Source organism: Streptomyces venezuelae (assembly GCF_008642295.1).
GTDB lineage: Bacteria > Actinomycetota > Actinomycetes > Streptomycetales > Streptomycetaceae > Streptomyces > Streptomyces venezuelae_C.
In genome coordinates, this window is record NZ_CP029190.1 from 3656074 (window position 1) to 3679193 (window position 23120).

General features: G+C 71.6%; 17 protein-coding genes. 8 read left to right on the top strand and 9 right to left on the bottom strand.

Annotated features, from left to right (window positions below; all coding sequences use genetic code 11):
• Window positions 1-67: 67 nt before the first annotated feature.
• The 4 genes from DEJ50_RS16125 to DEJ50_RS16140 are packed head-to-tail and all read right to left on the bottom strand — an operon-like array spanning window position 68 to window position 3549.
• Window positions 68-787 (bottom strand): ABC transporter permease, encoded by a 720-nt coding sequence (locus tag DEJ50_RS16125; protein ID WP_150208692.1) that lies wholly within the window; start codon window positions 785-787, stop codon window positions 68-70.
• Window positions 788-801: 14 nt separating this feature from the next.
• Complete coding sequence (locus tag DEJ50_RS16130) at window positions 802-1713, bottom strand: ABC transporter ATP-binding protein (RefSeq protein ID WP_150208693.1); 912 nt, start codon at window positions 1711-1713, stop codon at window positions 802-804.
• Window positions 1710-2597 carry an ABC transporter permease subunit gene (locus DEJ50_RS16135; RefSeq protein ID WP_150208694.1) on the bottom strand — a complete coding sequence of 296 codons (888 nt, stop codon included), beginning with the start codon at window positions 2595-2597 and terminating at the stop codon, window positions 1710-1712. Before DEJ50_RS16135 ends, DEJ50_RS16130 begins: the two co-directional genes overlap by 4 nt.
• Window positions 2587-3549 carry an ABC transporter ATP-binding protein gene (locus tag DEJ50_RS16140; RefSeq protein WP_150208695.1) on the bottom strand — a complete coding sequence of 321 codons (963 nt, stop codon included), beginning with the start codon at window positions 3547-3549 and terminating at the stop codon, window positions 2587-2589. The genes DEJ50_RS16135 and DEJ50_RS16140 overlap by 11 nt, the downstream gene beginning before the upstream one ends.
• 236 nt (window positions 3550-3785) lie before the next feature.
• On the opposite strand from DEJ50_RS16140, the gene DEJ50_RS16145 reads away from it, so the two are divergent.
• Genes DEJ50_RS16145 through DEJ50_RS16160 form a run of 4 tightly spaced genes read left to right on the top strand, consistent with a single transcriptional unit; the run spans window position 3786 to window position 8209 of the window.
• Window positions 3786-4619 (top strand): M24 family metallopeptidase, encoded by an 834-nt coding sequence (locus tag DEJ50_RS16145; RefSeq protein ID WP_150208696.1) that lies wholly within the window; start codon window positions 3786-3788, stop codon window positions 4617-4619.
• Window positions 4616-6388: an SDR family oxidoreductase gene (locus DEJ50_RS16150; RefSeq protein ID WP_150208697.1), complete on the top strand. Its 1773-nt coding sequence runs from the start codon at window positions 4616-4618 to the stop codon at window positions 6386-6388. The genes DEJ50_RS16145 and DEJ50_RS16150 overlap by 4 nt, the downstream gene beginning before the upstream one ends.
• Window positions 6385-7284: a metal-dependent hydrolase gene (locus DEJ50_RS16155; RefSeq protein WP_150208698.1), complete on the top strand. Its 900-nt coding sequence runs from the start codon at window positions 6385-6387 to the stop codon at window positions 7282-7284. Before DEJ50_RS16150 ends, DEJ50_RS16155 begins: the two co-directional genes overlap by 4 nt.
• A gap of 10 nt (window positions 7285-7294) precedes the next feature.
• Window positions 7295-8209, top strand: a complete 915-nt coding sequence (locus DEJ50_RS16160; protein WP_150208699.1) for a MerR family transcriptional regulator — start codon at window positions 7295-7297, stop codon at window positions 8207-8209.
• 97 nt (window positions 8210-8306) lie between these two features.
• On the opposite strand, the gene DEJ50_RS16165 is transcribed toward DEJ50_RS16160, so the two are convergent.
• Window positions 8307-9071, bottom strand: a complete 765-nt coding sequence (locus tag DEJ50_RS16165; protein ID WP_150208700.1) for an aquaporin — start codon at window positions 9069-9071, stop codon at window positions 8307-8309.
• A 174-nt stretch (window positions 9072-9245) separates the two neighbouring features.
• Between DEJ50_RS16165 and DEJ50_RS16170 the strand changes: the two genes are divergently transcribed.
• From DEJ50_RS16170 to DEJ50_RS33960, 3 genes are all read left to right on the top strand, one after another.
• The gene (locus DEJ50_RS16170; protein ID WP_150208701.1) at window positions 9246-9788 is read left to right on the top strand and encodes an RNA 2'-phosphotransferase; all 543 of its coding nucleotides are present in this window, start codon (window positions 9246-9248) and stop codon (window positions 9786-9788) included.
• A gap of 116 nt (window positions 9789-9904) precedes the next feature.
• Window positions 9905-11743: an HSP90 family protein gene (locus tag DEJ50_RS16175; RefSeq protein ID WP_150208702.1), complete on the top strand. Its 1839-nt coding sequence runs from the start codon at window positions 9905-9907 to the stop codon at window positions 11741-11743.
• On the top strand, window positions 11740-14706 hold the full coding sequence (locus DEJ50_RS33960) for a tetratricopeptide repeat protein (protein ID WP_190344533.1): 2967 nt from the start codon (window positions 11740-11742) through the stop codon (window positions 14704-14706). Before DEJ50_RS16175 ends, DEJ50_RS33960 begins: the two co-directional genes overlap by 4 nt.
• Window positions 14707-14725: 19 nt before the next feature.
• On the opposite strand, the gene DEJ50_RS16185 is transcribed toward DEJ50_RS33960, so the two are convergent.
• Window positions 14726-15628, bottom strand: coding sequence for an LLM class flavin-dependent oxidoreductase (locus DEJ50_RS16185; protein WP_150208703.1), 903 nt, complete (start codon window positions 15626-15628; stop codon window positions 14726-14728).
• 63 nt (window positions 15629-15691) lie between these two features.
• Here DEJ50_RS16185 and DEJ50_RS16190 point away from each other — a divergent pair, with 63 nt between their 5' ends.
• The gene (locus DEJ50_RS16190; RefSeq protein WP_150212164.1) at window positions 15692-16603 is read left to right on the top strand and encodes a Cof-type HAD-IIB family hydrolase; all 912 of its coding nucleotides are present in this window, start codon (window positions 15692-15694) and stop codon (window positions 16601-16603) included.
• A gap of 41 nt (window positions 16604-16644) precedes the next feature.
• Here DEJ50_RS16190 and DEJ50_RS16195 read toward each other — a convergent pair whose 3' ends face one another.
• The 3 genes from DEJ50_RS16195 to cydB form a co-directional block, all read right to left on the bottom strand.
• Complete coding sequence (locus tag DEJ50_RS16195) at window positions 16645-18360, bottom strand: GAF domain-containing sensor histidine kinase (RefSeq protein WP_150208704.1); 1716 nt, start codon at window positions 18358-18360, stop codon at window positions 16645-16647.
• 24 nt (window positions 18361-18384) lie between these two features.
• Window positions 18385-22029, bottom strand: a complete 3645-nt coding sequence (gene cydD, locus DEJ50_RS16200) for a thiol reductant ABC exporter subunit CydD (protein ID WP_150208705.1) — start codon at window positions 22027-22029, stop codon at window positions 18385-18387.
• An 81-nt stretch (window positions 22030-22110) separates the two neighbouring features.
• The gene (cydB, locus tag DEJ50_RS16205; RefSeq protein ID WP_150208706.1) at window positions 22111-23112 is read right to left on the bottom strand and encodes a cytochrome d ubiquinol oxidase subunit II; all 1002 of its coding nucleotides are present in this window, start codon (window positions 23110-23112) and stop codon (window positions 22111-22113) included.
• Window positions 23113-23120: the final 8 nt, after the last annotated feature.

Genomic DNA, 23120 nt, shown 5'->3' on the forward strand with positions numbered 1-23120 from the left:
GGGTACGGCTGTGCCCCGCCCGGCGCATGAGGCCGGGCGGGGCGGGTGTCGCGGTGGCGCGGCCCGCCTACTCCTCGCCGGCGAGGGTGAGGCGGCGGAGCTTCTGGCCGGCGTAGACGGTGGCTCCCACGGTGACGACGGCGAGCAGGGTCACGGCGGTGGGCAGACCGACGGCGGCGTCCACATAGCCGGGTCCGGCAACCTTCTCGGCGAGGGAGAGAGCCCACTGCTGGACGCTGAGGGTCTTGGCTCCGGAGACCAGGCTGCCGAAGAGGGACTCCCAGATCAGTGCGTAGACCAGGCCGAAGACCACTGCGTGCCGGCTGACGGTGCCCAGCAGCAGGAAGAGTGCGCTGTAGGCGACGGAGGCGATGAGCGCAGCCACGGTGTAGGCGACCGCGATCTGCTGGCCGTTGCCGTTGAGGATGAAGCCGGCGATCAGGGTGGGGATCGCGGAGAACGCCATGGTGACGGCGATGGCGACGATGAGCTTGGTCATGATGATCGTCGGGCGCTTCACCGGCTTGGCGAGCAGGTAGACGATCGAGCCGTCGTCGATCTCGGGTCCGATGGCACCGGTGCCGGCGATGACGCCGATCAGCGGGACCATGGTGGCGAGGGCGAAGCCGCCGAGAAGGTCGGCCGCGACCTTGTCGTCGACGCCGGTGAAGGCGCGGACGGCGAGGGAGATGGCGATCAGCAGGGCGGGCAGCGCGAAGAGGATCAGCGCGCGGCGGCGGCCGAGCAGGGCCCGGTAGGTGAGCCGGGCGACGGTGGGGTTGTACATCGGTGCCAGCTCCTTCAGGCCGCTACGAGGTAGGAGAAGACCGACTCGAGGGACTCGTCGGAGGGGGAGACCGTCAGCAGCCGGATGCCGCGGGCGCGTGCGACGCGCGGCAGCAGCTCGGTGAAGCGGCCGAAGTCGACGGCCTGGATGCGCAGGGCGCCTTCCTTGTGGTCGACCTCGATGCCGGCGGTGGAGGGGTCGGCGATCAGGGCAGCGGCGAGCGCCCGGTCGTCGGAGGAGCGTACGAGGTAGCGGTGCGGCCGGTCGGTCATCAGGCGGCGGATCCGGCGGAAGTCGCCGGAGGCCGCGTGCCGGCCGGCCACGATCACCTCGATGTGCGAGGCGAGCTGTTCGACCTCTTCGAGGATGTGGGAGGAGAACAGGACGGTCCGGCCTTCGTCCCCCATGCGGCGCAGCAGGTCCATGAGCTGCATGCGCTGGCGCGGGTCCATGCCGTTGAACGGTTCGTCGAGCAGCAGCACGGAGGGGTCGTGGACGAGGGCGGAAGCCATCTTGACGCGCTGCCGCATGCCCTTGGAGTAGGTCGCGATCTTGCGGTCCTGGGCGTACTCCATCTCCACGGTGGCCAGGGCCCGCTGGGCGGCGGCGTCGTCGAGGCCGTGGAGTTCGGCGTTGGCGACGACGAACTCGCGGCCGGTGAGGAAGTCGTACATGGATTCCCGCTCGGGTACCACGCCGATGTGCCGGTAGACCGTCTCGTTCTGCCAGATCGGGGCGCCGTCGAGGGTCACGGTGCCGGTGGAGGGGGCCAGGAAGCCGCCCATCATGTTGATGAGGGTGGACTTGCCGGCGCCGTTGGGGCCGAGGAGGCCGGTGACCCCGGGCCCGATGCGCATGGTCACGTCGTTGACGGCGACGACGTTCCCGAACCAGCGGGAGGTGTGGTCGATGTCGATGATGGTCACAGCCCGGCCTTCCGGTAGCGGGCCATCAGCGCGGCGTAGGAGCCGGCGATGAGGGCGAAGACGGCGAGCAGGTAGACGATGCCGACGCCGGCCGAGGGGCCGTCGCCGCCGGGGAAGGCGGAGTCGGCGTTGAGGAAGGCGGTCTGGACTCCGTCGATCAGGGTGATCGGGGAGAACAGGCCCATCCACTCGATGGCACTGCTGTTGCCGGTCTCCAGGGCGACGACCTGGATGGTGGAGACGGCGCCGTAGGGGATCAGCAGCAGGGCGATGACAGCGGCGACGCCGAAGCCGCGGCGCGGGGTGAGCGCAGCCATGACCAGGCCGAGGCCGGCGAAGAGGATCGAGAGGAGCAGCACGGAGACCAGTCCTTGAGCGAACCCTTCGGTCTGGTCCGCGAAGTCGAATTTCGCCAGCAGCGAGCCGATGTACATGATCAGCAGCGGGGTGGCGGTGAGGATGAAGAGGGCCGAGGCCATCGCCGCGTACTTGGCGAGGACGTAGTCGACGCGCTCGATGGGCCGGGAGAAGTAGAGCGGCACAGTCTTGAAGCGCAGATCCCGGGAGACCGACTGGGGCGCCTGGGACGCGAGGTAGAGACCGATGACCACCTGGGTGGTGATGGCGTACGTCGTGTACTTCATCGGCAGGTCGGTGGAGCCGGGGACCGCGATGGCGACCGCGACGATGATCAGCGCGGGGATGCACATGACCGCGAAGAGGATCATCGGGAGGACCTTGGACTTGGCGGAGCGGCCGAGTCCGTAGGCGCCTCGCAGGGACTGCGAGAAGAGCGAGGTGCGGGCGTAGGCACGGCCGAGCCGGGCGCCGTCGTAGGAGCGGTAGCCGATGTTGTGGATCTGGGTGGAGGTGTCAGTTGCCATCGGAACCGGCTCCCTTCGGGTCCTTGAAGACCTCGGCGATGTGGTGGCGGCGCTGCTCCATGCGGACCAGGCCGAGGCCGAGGTCGGCGACGGTGTCGCGGACGGTGTCGTAGATCTGCTCGCCGGTGGCCTCCACGAGGAGGATGTGGCCGGCGCCGGGCAGACCTTGTTCCTCTCCCTCGTGGAGGGTGACGCCGGCCGAGGCGAGTGCCTGGCGGAGGGCCGCGGTGCCGTCCGGGTGGGTGTCGGAGTCGGTGACCTCGACCGCGAGGGTGGTGGTGGTCTGGGTGAAGTCGCTGGTGGAGCTGGAGCGCAGGAGCCTGCCGCCGTCGACGACCACGACGTGGTCGCAGGTGCGTTCCAGTTCGCCCAGGAGGTGCGAGGTGACCAGGACCGAGATGCCGAAGTCGGTGTGGATGCGGCGGATCAGTCCGAGCATCTCGTCCCGGCCGACCGGGTCCAGGCCGTTGGTGGGCTCGTCGAGGAGGACCAGCTGGGGGTCGTGGACGAGGGCCTGGGCGAGCTTGACCCGCTGCTTCATACCGGTGGAGTAGCCGCCGATGGGGCGGTAGCGCTCCTCGTAGAGCCCGACGTGGCGCAGGGTGTCGGCGGTCCGCTCGCGGGCCGCGGTCGGCGGCAGTCCGGACATGCGCGCCATGTGGACGACGAATTCGGTGGCCGAGACGTCGGGCGGCAGGCAGTCGTGTTCGGGCATGTAGCCGACACGTTCCCGGATGGCGCTGCCGTGCGTGGCGACGTCGAGTCCGAGTACGGCGGCACGGCCCTCGGTGGCGGGGGACAGTCCCAGCAGGATCTTGATCAGCGTGGACTTGCCGGCTCCGTTGGCACCCACGAGGCCGGTCACGCCGGGCCCGATGTCCAGGGAGAGCCGGTCGAGGGCGGTCACTCGGGGGTACCGCTTGCTCAGGCTTTCGGTCGCAATGACAGTCACGGCTTCGACGGTAGTGGTGTGGCCGCCTCCGAGCGTCAGACCTGGAGCGGGACCCTGTCTCCGCCTTCAGGACTACATGCCCGTACGGGAGGCTGATACGGGCGTGGCTCCGGAGAGCCAACTCGGGCCGGAGTTGGGCTCCCGTCCCTGCGCGACCCTTGACGTGACCTCCAGGCATTGTCACATTCGTCAGTGTCAACTTACGGGCACGTACGGCTACGGGACGGACGGCTGGCATGGCAGGGGACGATCTTCGCGGGTTCAGGGAAGTACAGCGGCTCGCCTATGCGTGCGCCGAGGCGGTTTCGGCGCAGCTGAAGGCCGGGGTCACCGAGCGGGAGGCCGCCCGGATGCAGCGCGACTGGCTGCGCGAGCGGGGGGTGCGGGACTGGTTCCATCTGCCCTTCGCCTGGTTCGGTGACCGAACGGCCTTCGTGAACTTCCGGATACCGCTGCAGTTCTTCCCCACCAATCGGCGGCTGGAGCCGGGAATGCCGTTCATCCTGGACGCCGCGCCGATCCTGAACGGGTATGCGGCGGACATCGGCTACTCGGGCAGTCTGGGGCTGAACCCGGTGCAGGACCGGCTGATGGACGACCTGCGGGCGCACCGCGAACTGATCCTCGCCGAGGTCCGCGAGCGCAGGCCGCTGCGGGAGATCTACGAGGACGTCGAGCGGCTGATGGTCCGGCAGGGTTACGCGAACCGGCACCGCGCCTATCCGTTCGGGGTGATCGCGCACAAGGTGGACCGGGTCAGGGAGCGGCGCTGGTCGCCGACCGTGTTCGGGTTCGGCACCCAGTCCCTCAAGGGGCTGGCGAGCGATGCCCTGCACGGGCACCGCGAAGGCTGGTCCCCCCTGTGGAGTCCGTACAGGTTCTCCGCTCACCCGCCGCAGCCCGGGCTGTGGGCGGTGGAGCCCCATCTGGGCTTCCGGGGTACCGGCGCGAAGTTCGAGGAGATCCTGGTCGTGACCGACTCGAAGGATCCCGAGGAGAGCGCATTCTGGCTGGATGATGATCTGCCGCATGTGCGGCGCTGGGCCGAGACCGAGGAGAGGGCGGCATGAGCGGGACGGGGCTGGCGGGGGCGCGCGAGCGCAGGGTGAGCACGGGCGGGGTCGAGCTGTGCGTCGTCGAACTGGGCGAGGCGGACCGGCCGACCGTTCTGCTGGTCCACGGCTACCCGGACAGCAAGGAGGTCTGGTCGGAGGTCGCCGAGCGGCTGGCGGAGCGCTTCCATGTGGTGCTGTACGACGTGCGCGGGCACGGCCGGTCCACGGCCCCGCAGCCGCTGCGCGGCGGGTTCACCCTGGAGAAGCTGACCGACGACTTCCTGGCGGTTGCGGACGCCGTGAGCCCGGACAGGCCGGTGCACCTGGTCGGGCACGACTGGGGCTCCGTCCAGGGCTGGGAGTTCGCCACCGTCAAGCGGACCGAGGGGCGGATCGCCTCCTTCACCTCCATGTCCGGGCCCTCGCTGGACCACTTCGGACACTGGATCAAGAAGCGGATGCTGCGGCCCACTCCGCGCCGGGCCGCGCAGCTGCTCGGGCAGGGCGCCAAGTCCTGGTACGTGTACCTGCTGCACACGCCGGTGCTGCCGGAACTCGCCTGGCGGGGTCCCCTGGGCAAGCGGTGGCCGAAGATCCTCCAGCGGGTGGAGCAGGTTCCGGCCGGCGCGTACCCGACGGCCTCGCTCCCCTCGGACGCCGCACACGGCGCCTGGCTGTACCGGGACAACGTCCGGCCGCGGATGCGCCGGCCGCGCCCTGACGCCTATGCGCACGTGCCCGTTCAGCTGATCACGCCGACCGGGGACGCCTTCCTGTCGGAGCGGCTCTACGACGACCTGGAGCTGTGGGCCCCGGAGCTGGTGCGGCGGACCCTGCCGGCCAAGCACTGGGTGCCGCGGACCCGGCCCGACCAGCTGGCCGCATGGATCAGCGAGTTCGTGACCGCCAGGGAAGAGGTGCCCGGCCCGGCCCCCGAGCGGCGGGCACCGGGGCGGTATGCCGACCGCTTCGGCGGGCAGCTGGTCCTGGTGACCGGTGCCGCCAGCGGCATCGGCCGGGCCACGGCCTTCGCGTTCGCCGAGGCCGGTGCCCGGGTGGTGGCCGTGGACCGGGACGCCGAGGGGGCCGTGCGGACCGCGGAGATGGCCCGGCTGATCGGTGCCCCGGAGGCCTGGGGGGAGAGCGTGGACGTCAGCGACGAGCAGGCGATGGAGAAGCTCGCCGCAAAGGTCGCCGCCGAGTACGGAATCGTGGACGTCCTGGTCAACAACGCCGGGATCGGGCTGTCGGGGGCCTTCCTCGACACCAGCTCGGAGGACTGGCGGAAGGTCCTGGACGTCAATCTGTGGGGGGTCATCCACGGCTGCCGGATCTTCGGCCGGCAGATGGCCGACCGCGGGCAGGGCGGGCACATCGTCAACACCGCCTCGGCCGCCGCCTATCTGCCGTCCAAGACCCTGCCCGCGTACTCGACCTCCAAGGCCGCGGTGCTGATGCTGTCCGAGTGCCTGCGCGCCGAGCTGGCCTCCCGGTCGATCGGGGTCTCCGCGATATGCCCCGGCATCGTCAACACCAACATCACCTCCACGGCCCGGTTCGCCGGGGTGGACCCGGCGGAGGAGAAGCGCCGCCAGCAGCGCTCGGCCCGGCTGTACGGGCTGCGGAACTTCCCCCCGGAGAAGGTCGCCGAGGCGGTCCTCGATGCGGTGGTCCACAACCGGGCGGTGGTACCGGTGACCCCCGAGTCCAAGGGCGCCCTGTTCCTGTCCCGGTTCGCCCCGCGGGTGCTGAGGAGGCTGGCGAGGGTGGAGCCCAAGCTGTGAGCGGCCATGCGATCGTGCCGCGCCGGGTGGCCTTCGAATGGCGGACCACCCCGCTGCACTGGATACCGGACGAGCCCACCGCCACCCATGTGATCAATGTGCTGCACCTGCTGCTGCCCGCCGGGGAGCGGTGGTTCGTGAAGGTCTTCAGAGAGGGCCTGCCGCTGGTCACCGACCCGGAGCTGCGCAAGGACGTCAAGGGGTTCATGGGGCAGGAGGCCACGCACAGCGTGCAGCACTCCCATGTCCTGGACCACCTCGCCGAACAGCGGCTTCCGACCGAGGCGTACACGAAACACGTGGACTTCCTCTTCGAGAAGCTGCTGGGGGAGACCCCGCCGTTCGGCCTGCCGGTTCCGGCCGGGGAGTGGCTGCGGTTCCGGCTCGCCCTGATCGCCGCGATCGAGCAGTTCACGGCGGTGCTGGGGGACTGGGTGCTGCGCGCCGATGCCCTGGACCGGGCGGGGGCGGACGAGATCATGCTCGATCTGCTGCGCTGGCACGGCGCGGAGGAGGTGGAGCACAGGGCGGTCGCCTTCGACATGTACCAGCACTGCGGGGGATCCGGACTGCCCCGGTACGCACGGCGGATCGAGGGCATGGTGGTGACCGCCCCGGTGCTGGCCTGGCTGTGGGCCTCGGGTGCGGCGTACCTGATCCGCAACGATCCGCAGCTGGGCGGACGGATGCGCTATTCGCTGCGCGAGCACAACCGGGCGGTGGCCAAGGGACTGCTGCCCGGCTGGAGAGAGCTCGGCATGGCCATACCCCGCTACTTCCGGCGGTCGTACCATCCCTCGCAGGAGGGCTCGCTGCGCAGGGCGGTCGAGTACCTGGCGGTTTCGCCTGCCGCGCGGGCTGCGGCAGGGGCCATCGGCAGAGCCGCCATGTCGTAGGGAGCGAGGATTGTCCGAACAGGCAGTGGCCGAGTACCGGATCGAGGACCTGGCGCACCACAGCGGCGCCACGGTGCGCACCATCCGTGCGTACCAGGACCGCGGGCTGCTGCCGAAGCCGGAGCGGCGGGGCCGCTCCAATGTGTACCGGGACACGCATCTGGCGCGGCTGCGCCAGATCGCCGATCTGCTCGACCGCGGCTACACCCTGGCCTCCATCAAGGAACTGCTGGAGGCCTGGGATGCGGGCCGCGGGCTGGGCGGGGTGCTCGGTCTGGTGGCGGAGGTGCACGGGCCGTGGACGGACGAGGAAGCGGCCCGGATCTCCCGGGAGGAGCTGAACGAGCGGTTCGGCGGCCGGTCCGACGACCGGGCGGTGGACGAGGCCTGTGAACTGGGTGTGCTGGAGCGGGTCCCGGGGTGCCAGGACGAGTTCCTGGTGCCCTCCCCACAGGAGCTGGCGGTGGCGGCGGAACTGCACGCCGCGGGGGTGCCCCTGGCGGCGATCACCGGACATCTGAGGGAGCTGCGCGGGCAGGTGGAGCACATCGCCTCGCGGTTCCTGGAGTTCACCACGGAGCATGTCTTCGCCCGCTACCTGGGCCACCATCCTCCGACGGAAGCGGATGCGACGGAGGCGGCGACGATGGTGCGCCGGCTGCGCCCACTGGCGCAGCAGACGGTGGACGCCGAGCTGGCGCGGGCGATGCGGCTCTTCGCCACGCGCCATCTGCAGCGGCATCTGGGGTCGGCCGGGCCCCCGCAGCCCAGCGGCCCGGCCCCGGTGGCACTGCCGGCCGAGACAGTACGGGCGGTGCAGGAGCTGGTGGGGGCCGAGCATGTGGCGGCGTTCGTCCGGGCCGCGACGGAGCGGGAGCTCCAGGCCCGGACGATGAACGACCTGGCGCGTCGGGGCAGTGCCTGACGGCGGGCCCGTGCACACCATCCACAGGGCGGATCACTCGATTGCGTGCAATTCCAACCGAATCGGCTGTGGACAACTCACGAAACCTGTGGACGGTTCAACTGACTGTTTCGTAAGCCTGGTTGAGCGGGGTGGTCTCGGTCCGGTCGGCAGGGGCGGGTGCGGGGGCGGGGGCGGTCCGGCGGCCGTAGAGGACGGCGGCGAGGGCCAGCCCGAGGATCCCGCCGACCAGCTGGGCCGCGACGAAGCCGGGCAGTGAGACAGGGGCGATTCCGGTGAAGGAGTCGGTGAAGGCTCGGCCGACGGTTCCGGCGGGGTTGGCGAAGGAGCCGGAGGACGTGAACCAGATCGCGGCGGCGATGTAGGCGGCGACGGCGGCGGGGACGAGCCGGGGGCGTCCGATGCGGCCGAGGCCCTGGATGACGAGGACCAGGCCGGCGGTGGCGACGACCTCCCCGATGAGCAGGTGCCCGCCGTCGCGGACCTGGGTGGCGAAGGCGCCGGGGGTCCGGCCGAACATCGCTTCGGCGAGCAGGGCGCCGGTGATTGCGCCACCCGTCTGCGCGGCGGTGTAGACGAGGGCCTGGCGGCCGGTGAGGCCGTCGGGGTCGCCGGTACGCCGGTCCCACCAGGAGGTGAGGGTGACAACGGGGTTGAGGTGGGCGCCCGAGAGCGGGCCGAACAGGGTGATGATCAGGCCGAGGCCGATGGCGGAGGCGAGCGTGTTGGCGATCAGGGCCACAGCGGTGTCGGCACTGAGGGCGGCAGCCTGGATTCCGGATCCGACCACCACGAGGAGCAGGGCCGTCGTGCCGATGAATTCGGCAACCGCTCGGCGGGCGAGTGAGACGGGTGCGGTCATGGGGGCTCCCTCAAAGCAGACGGGTGCGGACCGCGGACCGGTAGGGTCCGAGATCGGATGGCAGATTTACGGAAAATGTATTCCGTATCTCGGAAGCGCGATAGAGGGGGTCCAGGGGGACCCGACCGCCGAAAATCCCTGCCCGAACCGCCTCCGACCAGGCACTCTGTGGTCATGGACGAGAAACGCACTGTGAAAGTGTCCAAATACGTCTCGAAACATTTGCGTCATCAGCCGGAACGCATCGGACTGGTGCTCGACCCGCAGGGCTGGGTGGAGATCGACGATCTCCTGCGCGCCGCCGGGAACCACGGATTCCCCTTCACCCGCGCCGAACTCGACCACGTCGTCGCCGCCAACGACAAGCAGCGGTTCGCCGTCGAGGGCACCCGGATCCGCGCCAGCCAGGGCCACACCGTCTCGGGCGTGGACCTCGACCTGCCGGAGGCCCAACCGCCGGCCTTCCTCTACCACGGCACCGTCCCCGCAGTCCTGGACGCCATCCGCGCCGAGGGACTGCGCCCGATGCGCCGCCACCACGTCCACCTCTCCCCCGACCGGGAGACCGCAACCCGGGTCGGCGCCCGCCGCGGACGCCCCGTGGTACTCACCGTCGACGCCGCCGCCATGCACGCCGCCGGACATGTGTTCCGGATCAGTGCCAACGGGGTGTGGCTGGTGGACGCCGTACCGCCCCAGTTCCTGCGCCTGCCGTAACTCCGGAAATTCCGGAAGAGATTGTCCGACCCTCCCCCTACGCTGATCTCCACGATCTGTGAGGGGGGGGTCCTCGCGGTCGCCCAACCCACCGTGCGCACCCGAGGTGACATCTCATGACGCCCGTAAACAATTTCCAGGTCGACCTGCGCGGCCTGGTCGATCTCCTCTCCCACCACCTCTATTCCAGCCCCCGGGTCTACGTACGCGAGCTCCTGCAGAACGCGGTCGACGCCGTCACGGCCCGCCGCACCCTCCAGGACCACGCCCCGGACACCGAGGTGCACATCCGGCTCACCGCCGCCGAAGGCCGGGTCTCCATCGAGGACAACGGCATCGGCCTCACCGCCGACGAGGCACACTCCCTGCTCGCCACCATCGGTCGCAGCTCCAAGCGCGGCGGGGAACACGGCCTGGAGACCACCCGGCAGGAATTCCTCGGCCAGTTCGGAATCGGCCTGCTCGCCTGCTTCGTCGTCGCCCGCCGAATCCGCGTGATCACCCGTTCCGCACGCGACCCGAAGGCCGCCCCCGTCGAATGGCTCGCCACCGACGACGGCTCCTACACCGTGCGCGAACTCCCCGACGAAGCCCGCCTCCACCCCGGCACCACCGTCCACCTCGAAATCCGCCCCGGCGCCGAGGAATGGACCACCGCCGCCAAGGTCGAACAGCTCGCCCGCGACTTCGGCGCCCTCCTGCCCTATGAGATCACCTTCGAGGACGGCACCGGCGCCGAGCCCCGCCCGGTCACCGACCGGCCGGCGATCTGGGACCGCGCCTTCCCCACCCCCACGGCCCGCCGCGTCGCCCTCTCCGGGCACTGCGCCGAGCTGTTCGGGTTCACCCCGCTCGACACCATCGACCTGGACCTGCCGGTCGCCGGGGTGCGCGGAGTGGCGTACGTCCTGCCCGAGCCGACCAGCCCCGCCCACCGGGCCGGACACCGCGTCCACCTCAAGGGCATGCTGCTCACCGACCGGGCCGACAACCTGCTGCCGGACTGGGCGTTCTTCGTCCGCGCCGTCCTGGACACCGACACCCTCCGGCCCACCGCCTCCCGGGAGAACCTGTACGACGACGAGACCCTCGCCGCCGTCCGGGAGGCCCTGGGCGCCCGGATCCGGGGCTGGCTCGCCGAGCTGGCCGCGAGCGAACCCGAGCGGCTGGCCGCCTTCCTGAGCGTCCATCACCTCGGAGTGAAGTCCTTGGCCCGGCACGATGCCGAGCTGCTGGACCTGATGCTGCCCTGGCTGCCCTTCGAAACCAGCGACGGCTCCATGAGTCTGGAGGAGTTCGCGGCCGTCCACTCCGACATCCACTTCACCCGGACCGTGGAGGAGTTCCGTCAGATCGCCCCGATCGCGGCGGCCCACGGACTCGGTGTGATCAACGCCGGCTACACCTACGACGCCGACCTGCTGGCCCTGCTGCCCACGGTACGGCCCGGAATCAACGTCACCGAGCTGGACGCCGGAGCGGTCACCGACCGTCTCGACCCGGTGCCGACCTCCGCCGAGCTGGCCCTGGCCGCCTTCCTGGCCACCGCCCGCACCCGGCTGGAGGCACAGAGCTGTGATGTGGTGCTGCGCGCCTTCCAGCCGGTGGCCGTGCCCGCCCTCTACCTCGACGACCGGCAGGCCCGGCAGGAACGCGACCGGGCAGCCGCCGCGGAGAGCGCCGACTCCCTGTGGTCCGGCATCCTCGGCGCGCTCCGTGGCTCCGCCCCGCGCGCCCGGCTGGTCCTGAACCACAACAACCCGCTGATCCGCCGGATCGCCGCCCTGCCCGACGAGGCCCTCACCGCCACCGCCGTCGAATCCCTGTACGGGCAGGCCCTGCTGATGTCGCAGCGTCCGCTGCGACCGGCCGACTCCACCCTGCTCAACCGGGCCTTCCTGGGGCTTCTGGAATGGGCCACCCACACGTCCGGCGCCCAGGAGGACCACGCATGAGCACGATGACCCCCGACGAGGTGCGCCGCGGCCTCTTCGAGAACCGGCAGGCCCCCTACGGCGCCGCACGCAACGCGCACGCCGAGGCGCTCAGCGCCGCAGCCGAGGCCACCGGGGACCGCGCCCTGCTCCGCCAGGCCCTGGACAACCAGATCGACGCCTACGAGTTCACCGCCGAGCGGACCAAGATGCTGGTCCCCTTCGCCCGTCTGCTCCAGGAGTACGACCGGGACCCGGCCGCGTTCTCCTCCGGGGAGACCCACTCCCTGTTCTGGCAGTTCAAGTGGGTGGCGACCGCCATCTCCAACTCCCCCGAGATCTCCCTCGAGTCCGCGGCGGGCTGGATCGCCGAGATGGAGCGCCGCTACCGGATCGCCGGCTACAGCGAACGACCGGTACGCGAAGCCGAGCTCTTCCTCGCCGAGGCGATGGCCGACGACGCCCGCGCACAGCGGGCCGCGGAGGCCTTCATGGCCGCCGAGCGCGACAGCATGAGCGACTGCCACGCCTGCGAGCTCAACACCCAGGGCTGGTTCTGGTCCCACCAGGGCGATGACGCCAAGGCCGTGGAGGTCTGGCAACCGGTCCTCGACGGCGGGCGGAGCTGCGCCGAGGAACCCCACCGCACCCTGGCCAACTCCCTGCTGCCCCTGCTGCGCCTCGGCCGGCTCGACGAGGCCCGCGCACACCACCTGCGTGGCTACCGCATGGCGCGCGGCAACGAAAGCCTGCTCCGCTCCGTCGGCAAGCACATCGAGTTCTGTGCGCTGACCGGCAACGAATCACGGGGATTGGAGATCCTCGCCGAGCACTCCGCCCACCTGCGCCCGCTGGCCGACCTCGAAGCCCGGGTCACGTTCTACGGCGGTGTCCTCGTCCTGCTGCGCCGACTGGCCGAACTCGGTCACGGCGACGGGCCCGCCGTTCCCTTCGAAGGCATCCCGCGGACGGTCCACGAACTGTACGGGGTACTGCACGCGGACGCCCTGGACATCGCCCGCCGCTTTGACGCGCGCAACGGCAACTCCAGGGTCTCGGAGCAGTTCGCCGAGCGGATCGCGCAGCAGCCGCTGGTCGACCTGCTGCCGCTCGGGGTACGCAGCAGCACGCTGCCCGCAGCGCCCGCCGTGCCCCCGGGGCCGACAGCGCCCGTCCCCGATGTTTCACGTGAAACAGCGACGGCGTTCGCCGACTTGGTGGCCGATGCCCGGGCCGCCCGCGCCCAGGGCCACCCGCGGACCGAGGCCGCATGGGAAGCCGTAGCGGCCCGCGTCGATGCGGAGCACATGGACGCGGCACTGAACGCCGATCTGCTGGAGCACCGGAGCATGACGGCCGCGGAGGCCGGGGACCCCTCGGCCCGGGAGCTGTTCGCCGCGGCCCGGGACGCGCACCGGGCTGCCGGGCAGGAAGACCGGGCCGCATTGGCAGAGCTGCGGCTGGCCTCGGCCGCCGTGCAGTTCGGGGCCGAGGCCGAGGAGATCCGGAAGCTGCTCGCGGTGGCCGCCGCCTCGGCGGCGGCGCTGGGCGCGGAGGAACCGCTGCGGATCCGCCGGATCGCATCGGTGGACCTGCTCAAGACCCGAGTGGAGGCGTACCTGGGCCAAGACGATCCAGAGGTGGATGCCCGGTGCGCCGCCGACCTGATGGATTTCCTGGCCGGTTTCGCAGACACGGAAGACATCGGGCCGCTCGCGGACCTGCTGGGCGACGCCGAGCACATGCTGGCCCGGCTGGCCCTGGCCGAAGGCGAGCCCGAGCGGGCCGAGGCGCTGCTCACCTCCGCGGCCTCCCGCAGCCTCGGCACCGGACAGCCGTGGCTGGCCGTGGAACCGCTCGCCCTGCAGGCCGGGGTGCTGATGTCGCTGGACCGGCCCGGCGAAGCGGTGGAGGCAGCCCGGGCCGCACTCGTCCACGCGGTCGAGCTGCCCGATGCGGTACGGCAGGGCGGCCTGCGGCTGACCCTGGCGGACCTCCTCCTACGGACCGGCGAGGCGGCGGAGGCCGCTACCCACGCCCTGGACGCGGCGCACTGGTTCGACCAGGCCGGACTGGCGGCCGAGGGCGGGGCGTACGCCCGGCTGCTGCTGACCCGGGCATACGCCCGGCAGGAACGTACGGCAGAAGCCGCCGAGGTACTGCAGTCGGCGCTGCCGGACCTGCTCGAGCACGGAGCGCACCAGGGGGTCCAGGCCCGGGAGTTCCTGGGGGATCTGCTGCGCGAGCTGCACGACCCCCGGTCGGCGGCCGAGCAGTATCTGCTGGCGGCGGAGACCACGAAGGACTGGAAGGACCCGCGCCCCCAGGCGTCTCTGGCCCATTCGGCGGCGGAGACGCTGGCCGGCGCCGGGCTGGTGACGGAATCGGTCGCCGCCTATGAACGCGCCTTGGAACTGCACCGGGAGGCCGGGGACAACCCGGTGGCGGTCGTCCGCATCCTGCGCTCCCTGGCCTGGCTGTACCTGCGCGAGGAGAGCACGGACGCGACGACGGCCCGGGCCAGGGCCCGGATGGAGGAGGCCGCGGAGTACCTGGACGGGGCGACGGGGCCGGAGCTCACCTACGAGCTCGCCCAGACCTGGCAACAGCTCGCTCAGGTCCTCGATCAGCACGTGGATGCGCTGAACGAGCAGGCCGAGGAGAGCGAGGAGAGCGAGGGGGCCAAGGAGGCGGAGGGAGCCCAGGCCGGATCCGCCGAGCAGATCCACCGGCTGCGTGTGGAGGCGGTCGAGCTCTGGGACCGGGCGGCCGGCCTCTACGCCGGCCTCGGTCCGGAGCACGTCCAGCAGCGCTTCCAATGCCTGAGCGGTGCGGCCTGGACGGACCGCGATCTCGGCCGTGCGGAGGCGGGCGCCGCCCGGATGGAAGCCCTGGCCGCGGAACTCCGCGACCTCCCGGAGGGCACAGCTCCGGACTGGGTGCTCTCCCGTGCGGAGGGAGCCGCCGAGGCCCTGCGCGGCTGACCGCGCCGGCGGCGCCGGCTCAGCCCAGCTGGGCCGGCGCCTCCGTGGCGATCCGCTCGAACACCTTCTCGTCCGCAGCGAACACGGAGTCCGGGATCGGGGAGTGGACGACGATCTCGGTGATGCCGAGCTCGATATGGCGCCCCGCGAAGTCCACGAACGCATCCAGCGAGTCCAGCACCGTGTTCTGCTCCGGCGTGAACCCGGTCAGCAGGACCTTGTCGAGCTCGGCGACGTTCCGCCCGATCTCCGCGCAGGCCTTGCCGAGCTTCTCCAGCTGCCCTCGGATGGCCGCCACCGACTGCTCCGGGGTGCCCTCCTCGTACAGCTTGGGGTCGCCGGTGGTCACCCAGGCCTGCCCGTGCCGGGCCGCCAGCTTCAGACCGCGCGGGCCGGTGGCGGCCACCGCGAAGGGCAGCCGGGGCCGCTGGACGCAGCCGGGAATGTTCCGTGCCTCCTCCGCCGCGTAGTGCAGGCCCGTGTGGCTGACCGAGTCCTCGGTGAGCAGCCGGTCCAGCAGCGGAAGGAACTCTGCGAAGTGGTCGGCCCGCTCGCGCGGGGTCCAGGGCTCCTGACCGAGCGTGGTCGCGTCGAAGCCGTTGCTGCCCGCGCCGATGCCCAGCGTGATCCGCCCGCCGGAGATGTCGTCCAGGGAAATGAGTTCCTTGGCGAGGGTGACCGGGTGCCGGAAGTTCGGCGAGGTCACCAGCGTGCCCAGCCTCAGCCGCTCGGTCGCGGTGGCCGCCGCGGTCAGCGTCGGTACCGCACCGAACCACGGCCCGTCACGGAAGCTGCGCCAGGCCAGATGGTCATAGGTGTAGGCGGTGTGGAAGCCGAGCTGCTCGGCCCGCACCCATGCGTCGCGGCCTCCCTCCTGCCACCGACGTACCGGAAGGACCACCGTGCTCAGTCGCAGACTCATGTCCCAGAGCCTACGGCCGCCACAGCGGCACCCATGGACATCGCGCGTCCGGGCCTGCCCGCCATGGGCGAAGATGGACCCGTGACCTCGGCTTCCCAGCGCCCGGACGGGCACCCACCCGTGACCCGGCTTATCGCCACCGACCTCGACGGAACCCTCCTGCGGGACGACAAATCCGTCTCGGAACGGACCGTCGCCGCACTCGCCGCCGCGGAGGAGGCCGGAATCGAGGTGTTCTTCGTCACCGGCCGGCCTGCCCGCTGGATGGATGTGGTCAGCGATCACGTCCACGGGCACGGACTCGCCATCTGCGCGAACGGCGCCGCCGTGGTCGACCTGCACGACGACGGCCGGATCATCGAGGTGCGGGGGCTGGCCCGGTCGGCCGCGCTCGCCGTGGTGCGCGCCCTGCGCGAGGCCGCCCCCGGCACCTCGTTCGCGGTCGAACTGACCACCGGAATCCACTACGAGCCGCACTACCCGCCGTTCTTCCAGGACCCGGGTGCCACCGTGGCCGTTGCCGAGAAGCTGCTGCACGAGGAGCCCGGTGCGCATGCCGCCCCGGTGCTGAAGCTGCTCGCCCACCACCCGGAGCTCTCTCCGGACGAGTTCCTGGTGCTGGCCCGGTCCGCGGCCGGCGAGTACGGCTCCATCACCCGGTCCAGCCCCACCGCCCTGCTGGAGGTCAGCGGGCCGGGGGTGTCCAAGGCCAGCACGCTCGCGATGTGCTGCGCGGAACGCGGCATCTCCGCCGACGAGGTGGTGGCCTTCGGGGACATGCCGAACGACGTGGAGATGCTGAGCTGGGCCGGCACCTCGTACGCCATGGGCAATGCCCATCCGGATGTGATCGCGGCGGCCTCCGGACGGACGGTCGCCAACAACGAGGACGGGGTCGCCGTGATCATCGAGCACATCCTCGCCGACCGCAGGCCCCCCGCCCCAGACCCGGCGGCGGACACCGACCGGGCCTAGAGCAGCGCCCGCAGCGGGCCTGAAGCAGGCCCGCGGTACGCCTAGAGCGGCGCCTCCCACACCAGGGTGGTGCCGCCGCCGTGCTCGCCGATACCGGGCCCGTACGAACTGGAGCCGCCCAGCGACTCGGCGCGGCGGCGCAGGTTCCGCAGCCCGCTGCGCCGGCCGCCCTCCGCGATGCCCACGCCGTCGTCAGCGACCTCCAGCCGCACCCCGGGCCGCCCGTCCGGCAGGGTGACGGTGGAATCGAGGACCACCTCGATCCGCGAGGCCTCGGCGTGCCGGAAGGCGTTGGACAGCGCCTCGCGCAGCGCCGCGATCAGGTTCTTGCCGACCAGCTCGCCGACCACCGCGTCCACCGGTCCGAGAAAGCGGTGCGAGGGCTTGAAGCCCAGGGGCACGGCCGCCATGTTGATCTCGCGGAGCACCCGGGTGCGGAACCCGGAGGGCGCCTCGGCCGGCCCCTGCTGCAATGCGAAGATCGCCGTGCGGATCTCCTGAATGGTCACGTCCAGCTCGTCAACGGCCTTGCCGACCCCGTCCCGCACCTCGGGCACGACCGACCGGCGCTGGGCACCCTCCAGCATCATCCCGGTGGCGAACAGCCGCTGGATCACCAGGTCGTGCAGATCACGGGCGATCCGGTCGCGGTCCTCGTAGACCGCGAGCCGCTCCCGGTCGCGCTGTGCCTCCGCCATCATCAGGGCGAGCGCCGCCTGCGAGGCGAACTGGGTGGCCAGGGTCCGCTCGGACTCGGTGAACGGCCGCTCCCCGCGCCCCCGCGGGGTGACCAGCGCCCCCAGCACCCGGCCGCCGCTCTGCAGGGGCAGCATCATGCACGGCCCGTACGGGCTGGTCAGCCGGCTGATCATGCGCGGGTCGGCGGAGATGTCGTCCACGAACACCGGTTCGCCCTGGAGCAGCTTCTCCACCACCGGGCTCTCCGCCGGAATGAGCACCCCGAGCGAGGTCGCCGGGTTCTCGGCGGAGACCGCGACGATCTCCATGCCGCCTTCCCTGGCCGGCAGCATCACGATGCCGGCGGCCGAGTCGGCCAGGTGACGGGCCTGTTCGGCGACCACGACCAGCGCGTCGTCGGCGTCCCCGCCCGACAGCAGGGCGGTCGTGACGGCCACCGAGCCGTCGATCCAGCGTTCCCGCTGGGTGGCCGCCTCATAGAGCCGGGCATTGCCGATGGCGATGCCCGCCTCGGTGGCCAGTACCCGGAGCATGTGGAGGTCGTAGTCGTTGAATTCCCCGCCGCCACGCTTCTCGGCGAGGTAGAGATTGCCGAAGATCTCGCCCTGCACCCGGATCGGGACACCGAGGAAGGTCTTCATCGGCGGGTGGTTCGGCGGGAACCCCGCCGACCGCGGGTCCTTGGTGAGATCGGCGAGCAGCACCGGGTCGGGGTGGCGGATCAGCGCACCGAGCAGCCCCCGTTTTCCGTCCGGACGGTGCCCGATGAGCCGGGCCTGCTCGGCGGAGATGCCATGGGTGACGAAGTCGGACAGCCCCCGCCCCTCGGTGTCGACCACCCCGATGGCCGCGTAGCGGGCGCCGGCGAGTTCGGCTGCGGTCTCACAGATGCGGTCCAGTGTGGAGTGCAGTTCGAGCCCCGTGCCGACCGAGCGCATGGCCTCCAGCAGTTGCGGAACACGGGCCGTGAGCTCGGTGGACAGGCCCTGCAGGCTCCGGGTGGCCTCGGTGGCGGCCTCCATCGGGTCCGGGGGTTCCTGGGACTCCTGCACTGACATGCCCTTGAGCCTAATTAGTCCCTTTTACCGAGGAAAGTCGGCCGCTGCTCCCCCCGCGGTACCGGCTGCCGCGAGATCGGTTTCCCGTTCCCGGTCCAGCATCCTGCGCAACGGGCCGTCCAGGGCGGCGAGCTCACCGTACGTCCCGCGCTGGGCGATCCGCCCGTCCTCCAGGACCAGCACCTCGTCGACCGCCTCCAGCCCGGCCAGCCGGTGCGTGATCAGCACGGTGGTGCGGCCCTCGGTGGCGGCCAGCAGATCGGCCGTCAGGGCGTCCGCGGTCTCCGTGTCCAGGTGCTCGGCGGGCTCGTCCAGGACGAGTACGGGGAAGTCGGCGAGCAGGGCCCGGGCCAGCGCGAGCCGCTGCCGCTGTCCGCCGGAGATCCGCTCGCCGTGCTCGCCGACCAGGGTGTCCAGGCCATCGGGCAGGGCTTCCGCCCAGTCCAGGAGCCGGGCCCCGGCCAGCGCCCGGCGCAGCTCCGGCTCGGTCGCGCCGGGCCGGGCCAGCCGCAGGTTCTCCCGTACGGAGCTGTCGAAGAGGTGGGCGTCCTGCGCGCACAGTCCGACGAACCGGCGGACCCGGTCGCCGTCCAGTTCGCGGGCCTCGGTCCCGCCCAGGGTGTAGCTGCCCTCCGAGGCCGGCAGGAAGCGGAGCAGCAGCTGCGCGAGGGTGGTCTTGCCGGAGCCGGAGGGCCCGACGACCGCGATCCGCCGCCCGGCCTCCAGGGTCAGATCGATATCGCGCACGGCATCCCGCTCCTGGCCGGGGTACCGGGCGGCGATCCCGGTGAGCCGCAGCGGGAAGGGGGAGGCGGGGGCCGGCGCGGGGTGTTCCGGCTCGGCCACCGGAACCGGCGCGTCGAGCACCTCGTACACCCGCTCGGCACTGCGCCGGACCCGCTGACGGTACTGGACGGCCAGGGGCAGACCGGTGACGGCTTCGAAGGCGGCGAGCGGGGTGAGTACGACCACGGCCATGGCCACCCCGGACAGCCGTCCGCCGGCCACGGCCGCGGCGCCCGCGGCGGCGGCCAGCACCACGGTGAGTCCGCACACCAGCGCGGACAGGCCGCTGCCGAGACCGGTGGCGGCGGCGCCGCGGGCGGAGATGGCGGTGAGCGTGCGGTCGCTCGTCCGCACCCCGGCCTTGCGGTCGGCCAGTGCGCCGGCGACGGTGAGTTCGGCGGTGCCGGTCAGCAGCTCCGTCACGCGGGTGGCGAGTTCGCCCCGGGCGGGCGCGAGCCGACGCTCGGCCCGGCGGGCCACCGCGGCGCCGATCAGCGGAACCCCGACACCGGCGGTGAGCAGGCCGACCGCGAGTACCGCACCGGCCTCGGGCAGCAGCCAAGCGGTGAACGCGACCGAGCCGGTCCCGACCAGGAGGGCGGTGCCGACCGGCAGCAGCCAGCGCAGCCAGTAGTCCTGCAGGGCATCGGCGTCGGCAACCAGCCGGGCCAGCAGGTCCCCGCGCCGCTGCTCGCGCAGTCCGGCGGGAGCGATCCGCTCGAGCCGCCGGTACACGGAGACCCGGAGGTCGGCAAGCATCCGCAGCACGGCATCGTGGGAGACCAGCCGCTCGGCATACCGGAACACCGCCCGGCCGATCCCGAAGGCGCGGGTCGCCGTGACGGCCATCATCAGGTAGAGCACGGGCGGCTGTTCGGAAGCCCGTGAGATCAGCCAGCCGGACACCGCCATCAGGCCGACGCTGCACCCGACGGCCAGTGCTCCGAACAGCAGCCCCCACCGGAACCGTCCCCGCGAGGCCCGGGCGGCGGCCCTGACCCGGGCCAGCGGGTTCCGTCCTCCGGACCCGCCCGGCGAGGTGGCGAAGCCCGACTCCGGCACACCACTGCCGCCGGCTGCGGCCCCGCGGTCGTCCCCGGGTCCCAGGATCCAGGCCCCGGGTCCCGACTCCTCCGCCGGCAACGGACCGGCGGCATCACCGGCACCCGCGTCAGCCGGAACCAGAACCGGACCCGCAGCCGCATTCGAAATCGCAGCCGAAGCCGCAGTCGCAGTCGCCGGAGTCAGCCCGACCACCCGGTCCGCGACGGCCAGCAGCGCCGGCCGGTGCACCACCAGCAGGACGGTCCGGCCCGCGGCCAGCCGCCGGACCGCGTCCACCACACCCGCTTCGGTCTCGCCGTCCAGGGCCGCCGTCGGCTCGTCCAGCAGCAACACCGGCCGGTCGGCGAGGAACGCCCGGGCCAGGGCCAGTCGCTGGCGCTGACCGGCGGACAGGCCGATGCCGCCCTCACCGAGCACGGTCGAGGCACCCCGCGGCAGCGCGGAGACGAACTCCCAGGCACCGGCCTCCCGCAGGGCCGCGGCCACGGCTTCCTCGGTTGCCCCGGGCCGGGCCAGCCGAACATTCTCGGCGATCGTCCCGGCGAACAGGTGGGGCCGCTGCGGCACCCAGGCGATCCGCGACCGCCACTCCTCCAGACCGGTCGGCGAGAGCTCCGCCAGGTCTGTTCCCCCGGCCCGCACCCGCCCCTCGGACGGGGCCGTGAACCCCAGCAGGACCGAGAGCAGGGTGGACTTGCCCACCCCGCTCGGCCCGGTGACGGCCACGCACTCACCGGGTCCGACGGTCAGGGTGACCGGGCCGGGGGAGGCCCCCGCCCGGCCTGGGTACCGGACCGCCACGCCCTCGACGGACAGCTCCACCGGTCCGGACGGCACCACGGCCGAACCGCCGACGGCCGGCAACGGGGTCTCAAGGACCTCGAAGATCTCCTCGGCCGCGGCGAGCCCCTCCGCAGCCGCGTGGTACTGCGCGCCCACCTGGCGCAGCGGCAGATAGGCCTCCGGAGCCAGGATCAGGATCACCAGGCCCGTGTACAGGTCCAGCTCACCGTGGACCAGCCGCATACCGATGGTGACGGCCACCAGCGCCACCGAGAGGGTGGCGAGCAGCTCCAGCGCAAAGGAGGAGAGGAAGGCGATGCGCAGGGTCCGCAGGGTCGCCCGCCGGTACTCGTCGGTGATGGTGCGGATCGCCTCCGCCTGGGCCTTGGCCCGGCCGAACACCTTGAGCGTCGGCAGTCCGGCCACTACGTCGAGGAAGTGCCCCGACAGCCGGGACAGCAGCCGCCATTGCCGGTCCATCCGGGCCTGGGTGGCCCAGCCGATGAGGACCATGAACAGGGGGATCAGCGGCAGGGTGACCACGATGATCGCCGCCGACACCCAGTCCTCGGTGACGATCCGGGCGAGCACCGCCACCGGAACCACCACAGCAAGCCCCAGCTGGGGCAGGTAGCGGGAGAAGTAGTCGTCGAGTGCATCCACACCCCGGGTGGCCACCGCCACCAGCGAGCCGGTCCGCTGCCCGCTGAGCCAGCCCGGCCCCAGCTCGGCGGCCCGGTCCAGCAGTCTGCCGCGCAGCTCCGACTTCACCGCAGCACTGGCCCGGTGCGCAGCCAGTTCGGTAAGCCAGGCCACCAGGCCGCGCCCCAGCGCCACGGCCGCGAGGAGCAGCAGTGGCGTCCGGAGGGCGGCCCCATCGAGCCCCTGCTCGAAGGCCCCGACCACGATCTCGGCGATCAGCATCGCCTGTCCGACGACCAGCCCCGCCCCGGCCAGGCCGAGGGCCACCACCGCACCGAGGAAGAAGCGGGTGGAGCGGGCGTACCGGAGCAGGCGCGGGTCGATCGGTTTCACGTGAAACATGCCCCCTTGAGAGCAGGGTTCGTCTTGAGAACGGGGTCCGTCTTGAGCGTGGGATCCGTCTTGAGAGCCGGGTCAGTGGGAGTCGGCGATGTGCTGGGTGCCGATCCGCTTGCGGAACACCCAGTAGGTCCAGCCCTGGTAGAGCAGCACCACCGGCGTGGCGATGGCCGCGCACCAGGTCATGAGCTTCAGGGTGTACGGGCTGGACGCGGCGTTGGTGACCGTGAGGTTCCAGGCCTCGTCCAGCGACGAGGGCATGACGTTCGGGAAGAGCGCCAGGAAGAGCATCGCGAAGGCAGCCGCGATGGTGATCCCGGACAGTGCGAACGACCAGCCTTCGCGGCCCGCGAGGTTGGCGCCCAGGGCGCCCACCAGGGCGAGCACCGCCACGGCCATCGCGGCCAGGCTCGTGCCGTCGCCCCGCATGGTCTGGGTCCAGATCAGGAAGACGAGGACCAGGACGGCGGTGACGGCACCCAGCCGGGTGGCGAGCTGCCGCGCACGGTCCCGGATGTCACCGACCGTCTTGAGCGAGGCGAACACCGCGCCGTGGAAGGTGAACAGGGTGAGGGTGACCAGTCCGCCGAGGAGCGAGTAGACGTTCACCAGGTCGGCGAGGGTGCCGGTGTACTCCATCGCGGAGTCGATCTTCACACCGCGCACGATGTTGGCGAAGGCCACGCCCCACAGGAACGCAATGGTCAGCGAGGTCCAGAAGATCGCGTGTTCCCAGTTCGTCTGCCACCGGTCCTCGGGCCGCTTGTGCCGGTACTCGAAGGCCACGCCCCGGACGATCAGGCAGCCCACGATGAGCAGGATGGGCAGGTAGAAGCCGGAGAGCAGGGTGGCGTACCACTCGGGGAAGGCAGCGAAGGTCGCGCCCACGGCGCTCAGCAGCCAGACCTCGTTGCCGTCCCAGACGGGACCGATGGTGTTGATCAGGACGCGCTTCTCGGTACGGTCCCGGGCCAGCAGCTTGGTCAGGACGCCGATACCGAAGTCGAAGCCCTCGAGGAAGAAGTAGCCGATCCAGAGGACGGCGATGAGTACGAACCAGAGGTCGTGAAGGTTCATGGTGTGGT

Excerpts from the sequence above, each read along its gene's own strand:
- DEJ50_RS16190 (WP_150212164.1), top strand. The coding sequence starts at position 15,692 with ATGGGCGAAGATGGACCCGTGACCTCGGCTTCCCAGCGCCCGGACGGG.
- DEJ50_RS16175 (WP_150208702.1), top strand. The coding sequence starts at position 9,905 with ATGACGCCCGTAAACAATTTCCAGGTCGACCTGCGCGGCCTGGTCGAT.
- DEJ50_RS16170 (WP_150208701.1), top strand. The coding sequence starts at position 9,246 with ATGGACGAGAAACGCACTGTGAAAGTGTCCAAATACGTCTCGAAACAT.
- DEJ50_RS33960 (WP_190344533.1), top strand. The coding sequence starts at position 11,740 with ATGAGCACGATGACCCCCGACGAGGTGCGCCGCGGCCTCTTCGAGAAC.
- DEJ50_RS16135 (WP_150208694.1), bottom strand. The coding sequence starts at position 2,597 with ATGGCAACTGACACCTCCACCCAGATCCACAACATCGGCTACCGCTCC.
- DEJ50_RS16145 (WP_150208696.1), top strand. The coding sequence starts at position 3,786 with ATGGCAGGGGACGATCTTCGCGGGTTCAGGGAAGTACAGCGGCTCGCC.
- DEJ50_RS16150 (WP_150208697.1), top strand. The coding sequence starts at position 4,616 with ATGAGCGGGACGGGGCTGGCGGGGGCGCGCGAGCGCAGGGTGAGCACG.
- cydB (WP_150208706.1), bottom strand. The coding sequence starts at position 23,112 with ATGAACCTTCACGACCTCTGGTTCGTACTCATCGCCGTCCTCTGGATC.
- DEJ50_RS16195 (WP_150208704.1), bottom strand. The coding sequence starts at position 18,360 with ATGTCAGTGCAGGAGTCCCAGGAACCCCCGGACCCGATGGAGGCCGCC.
- DEJ50_RS16125 (WP_150208692.1), bottom strand. The coding sequence starts at position 787 with ATGTACAACCCCACCGTCGCCCGGCTCACCTACCGGGCCCTGCTCGGC.
- DEJ50_RS16185 (WP_150208703.1), bottom strand. The coding sequence starts at position 15,628 with ATGAGTCTGCGACTGAGCACGGTGGTCCTTCCGGTACGTCGGTGGCAG.
- DEJ50_RS16165 (WP_150208700.1), bottom strand. The coding sequence starts at position 9,071 with ATGACCGCACCCGTCTCACTCGCCCGCCGAGCGGTTGCCGAATTCATC.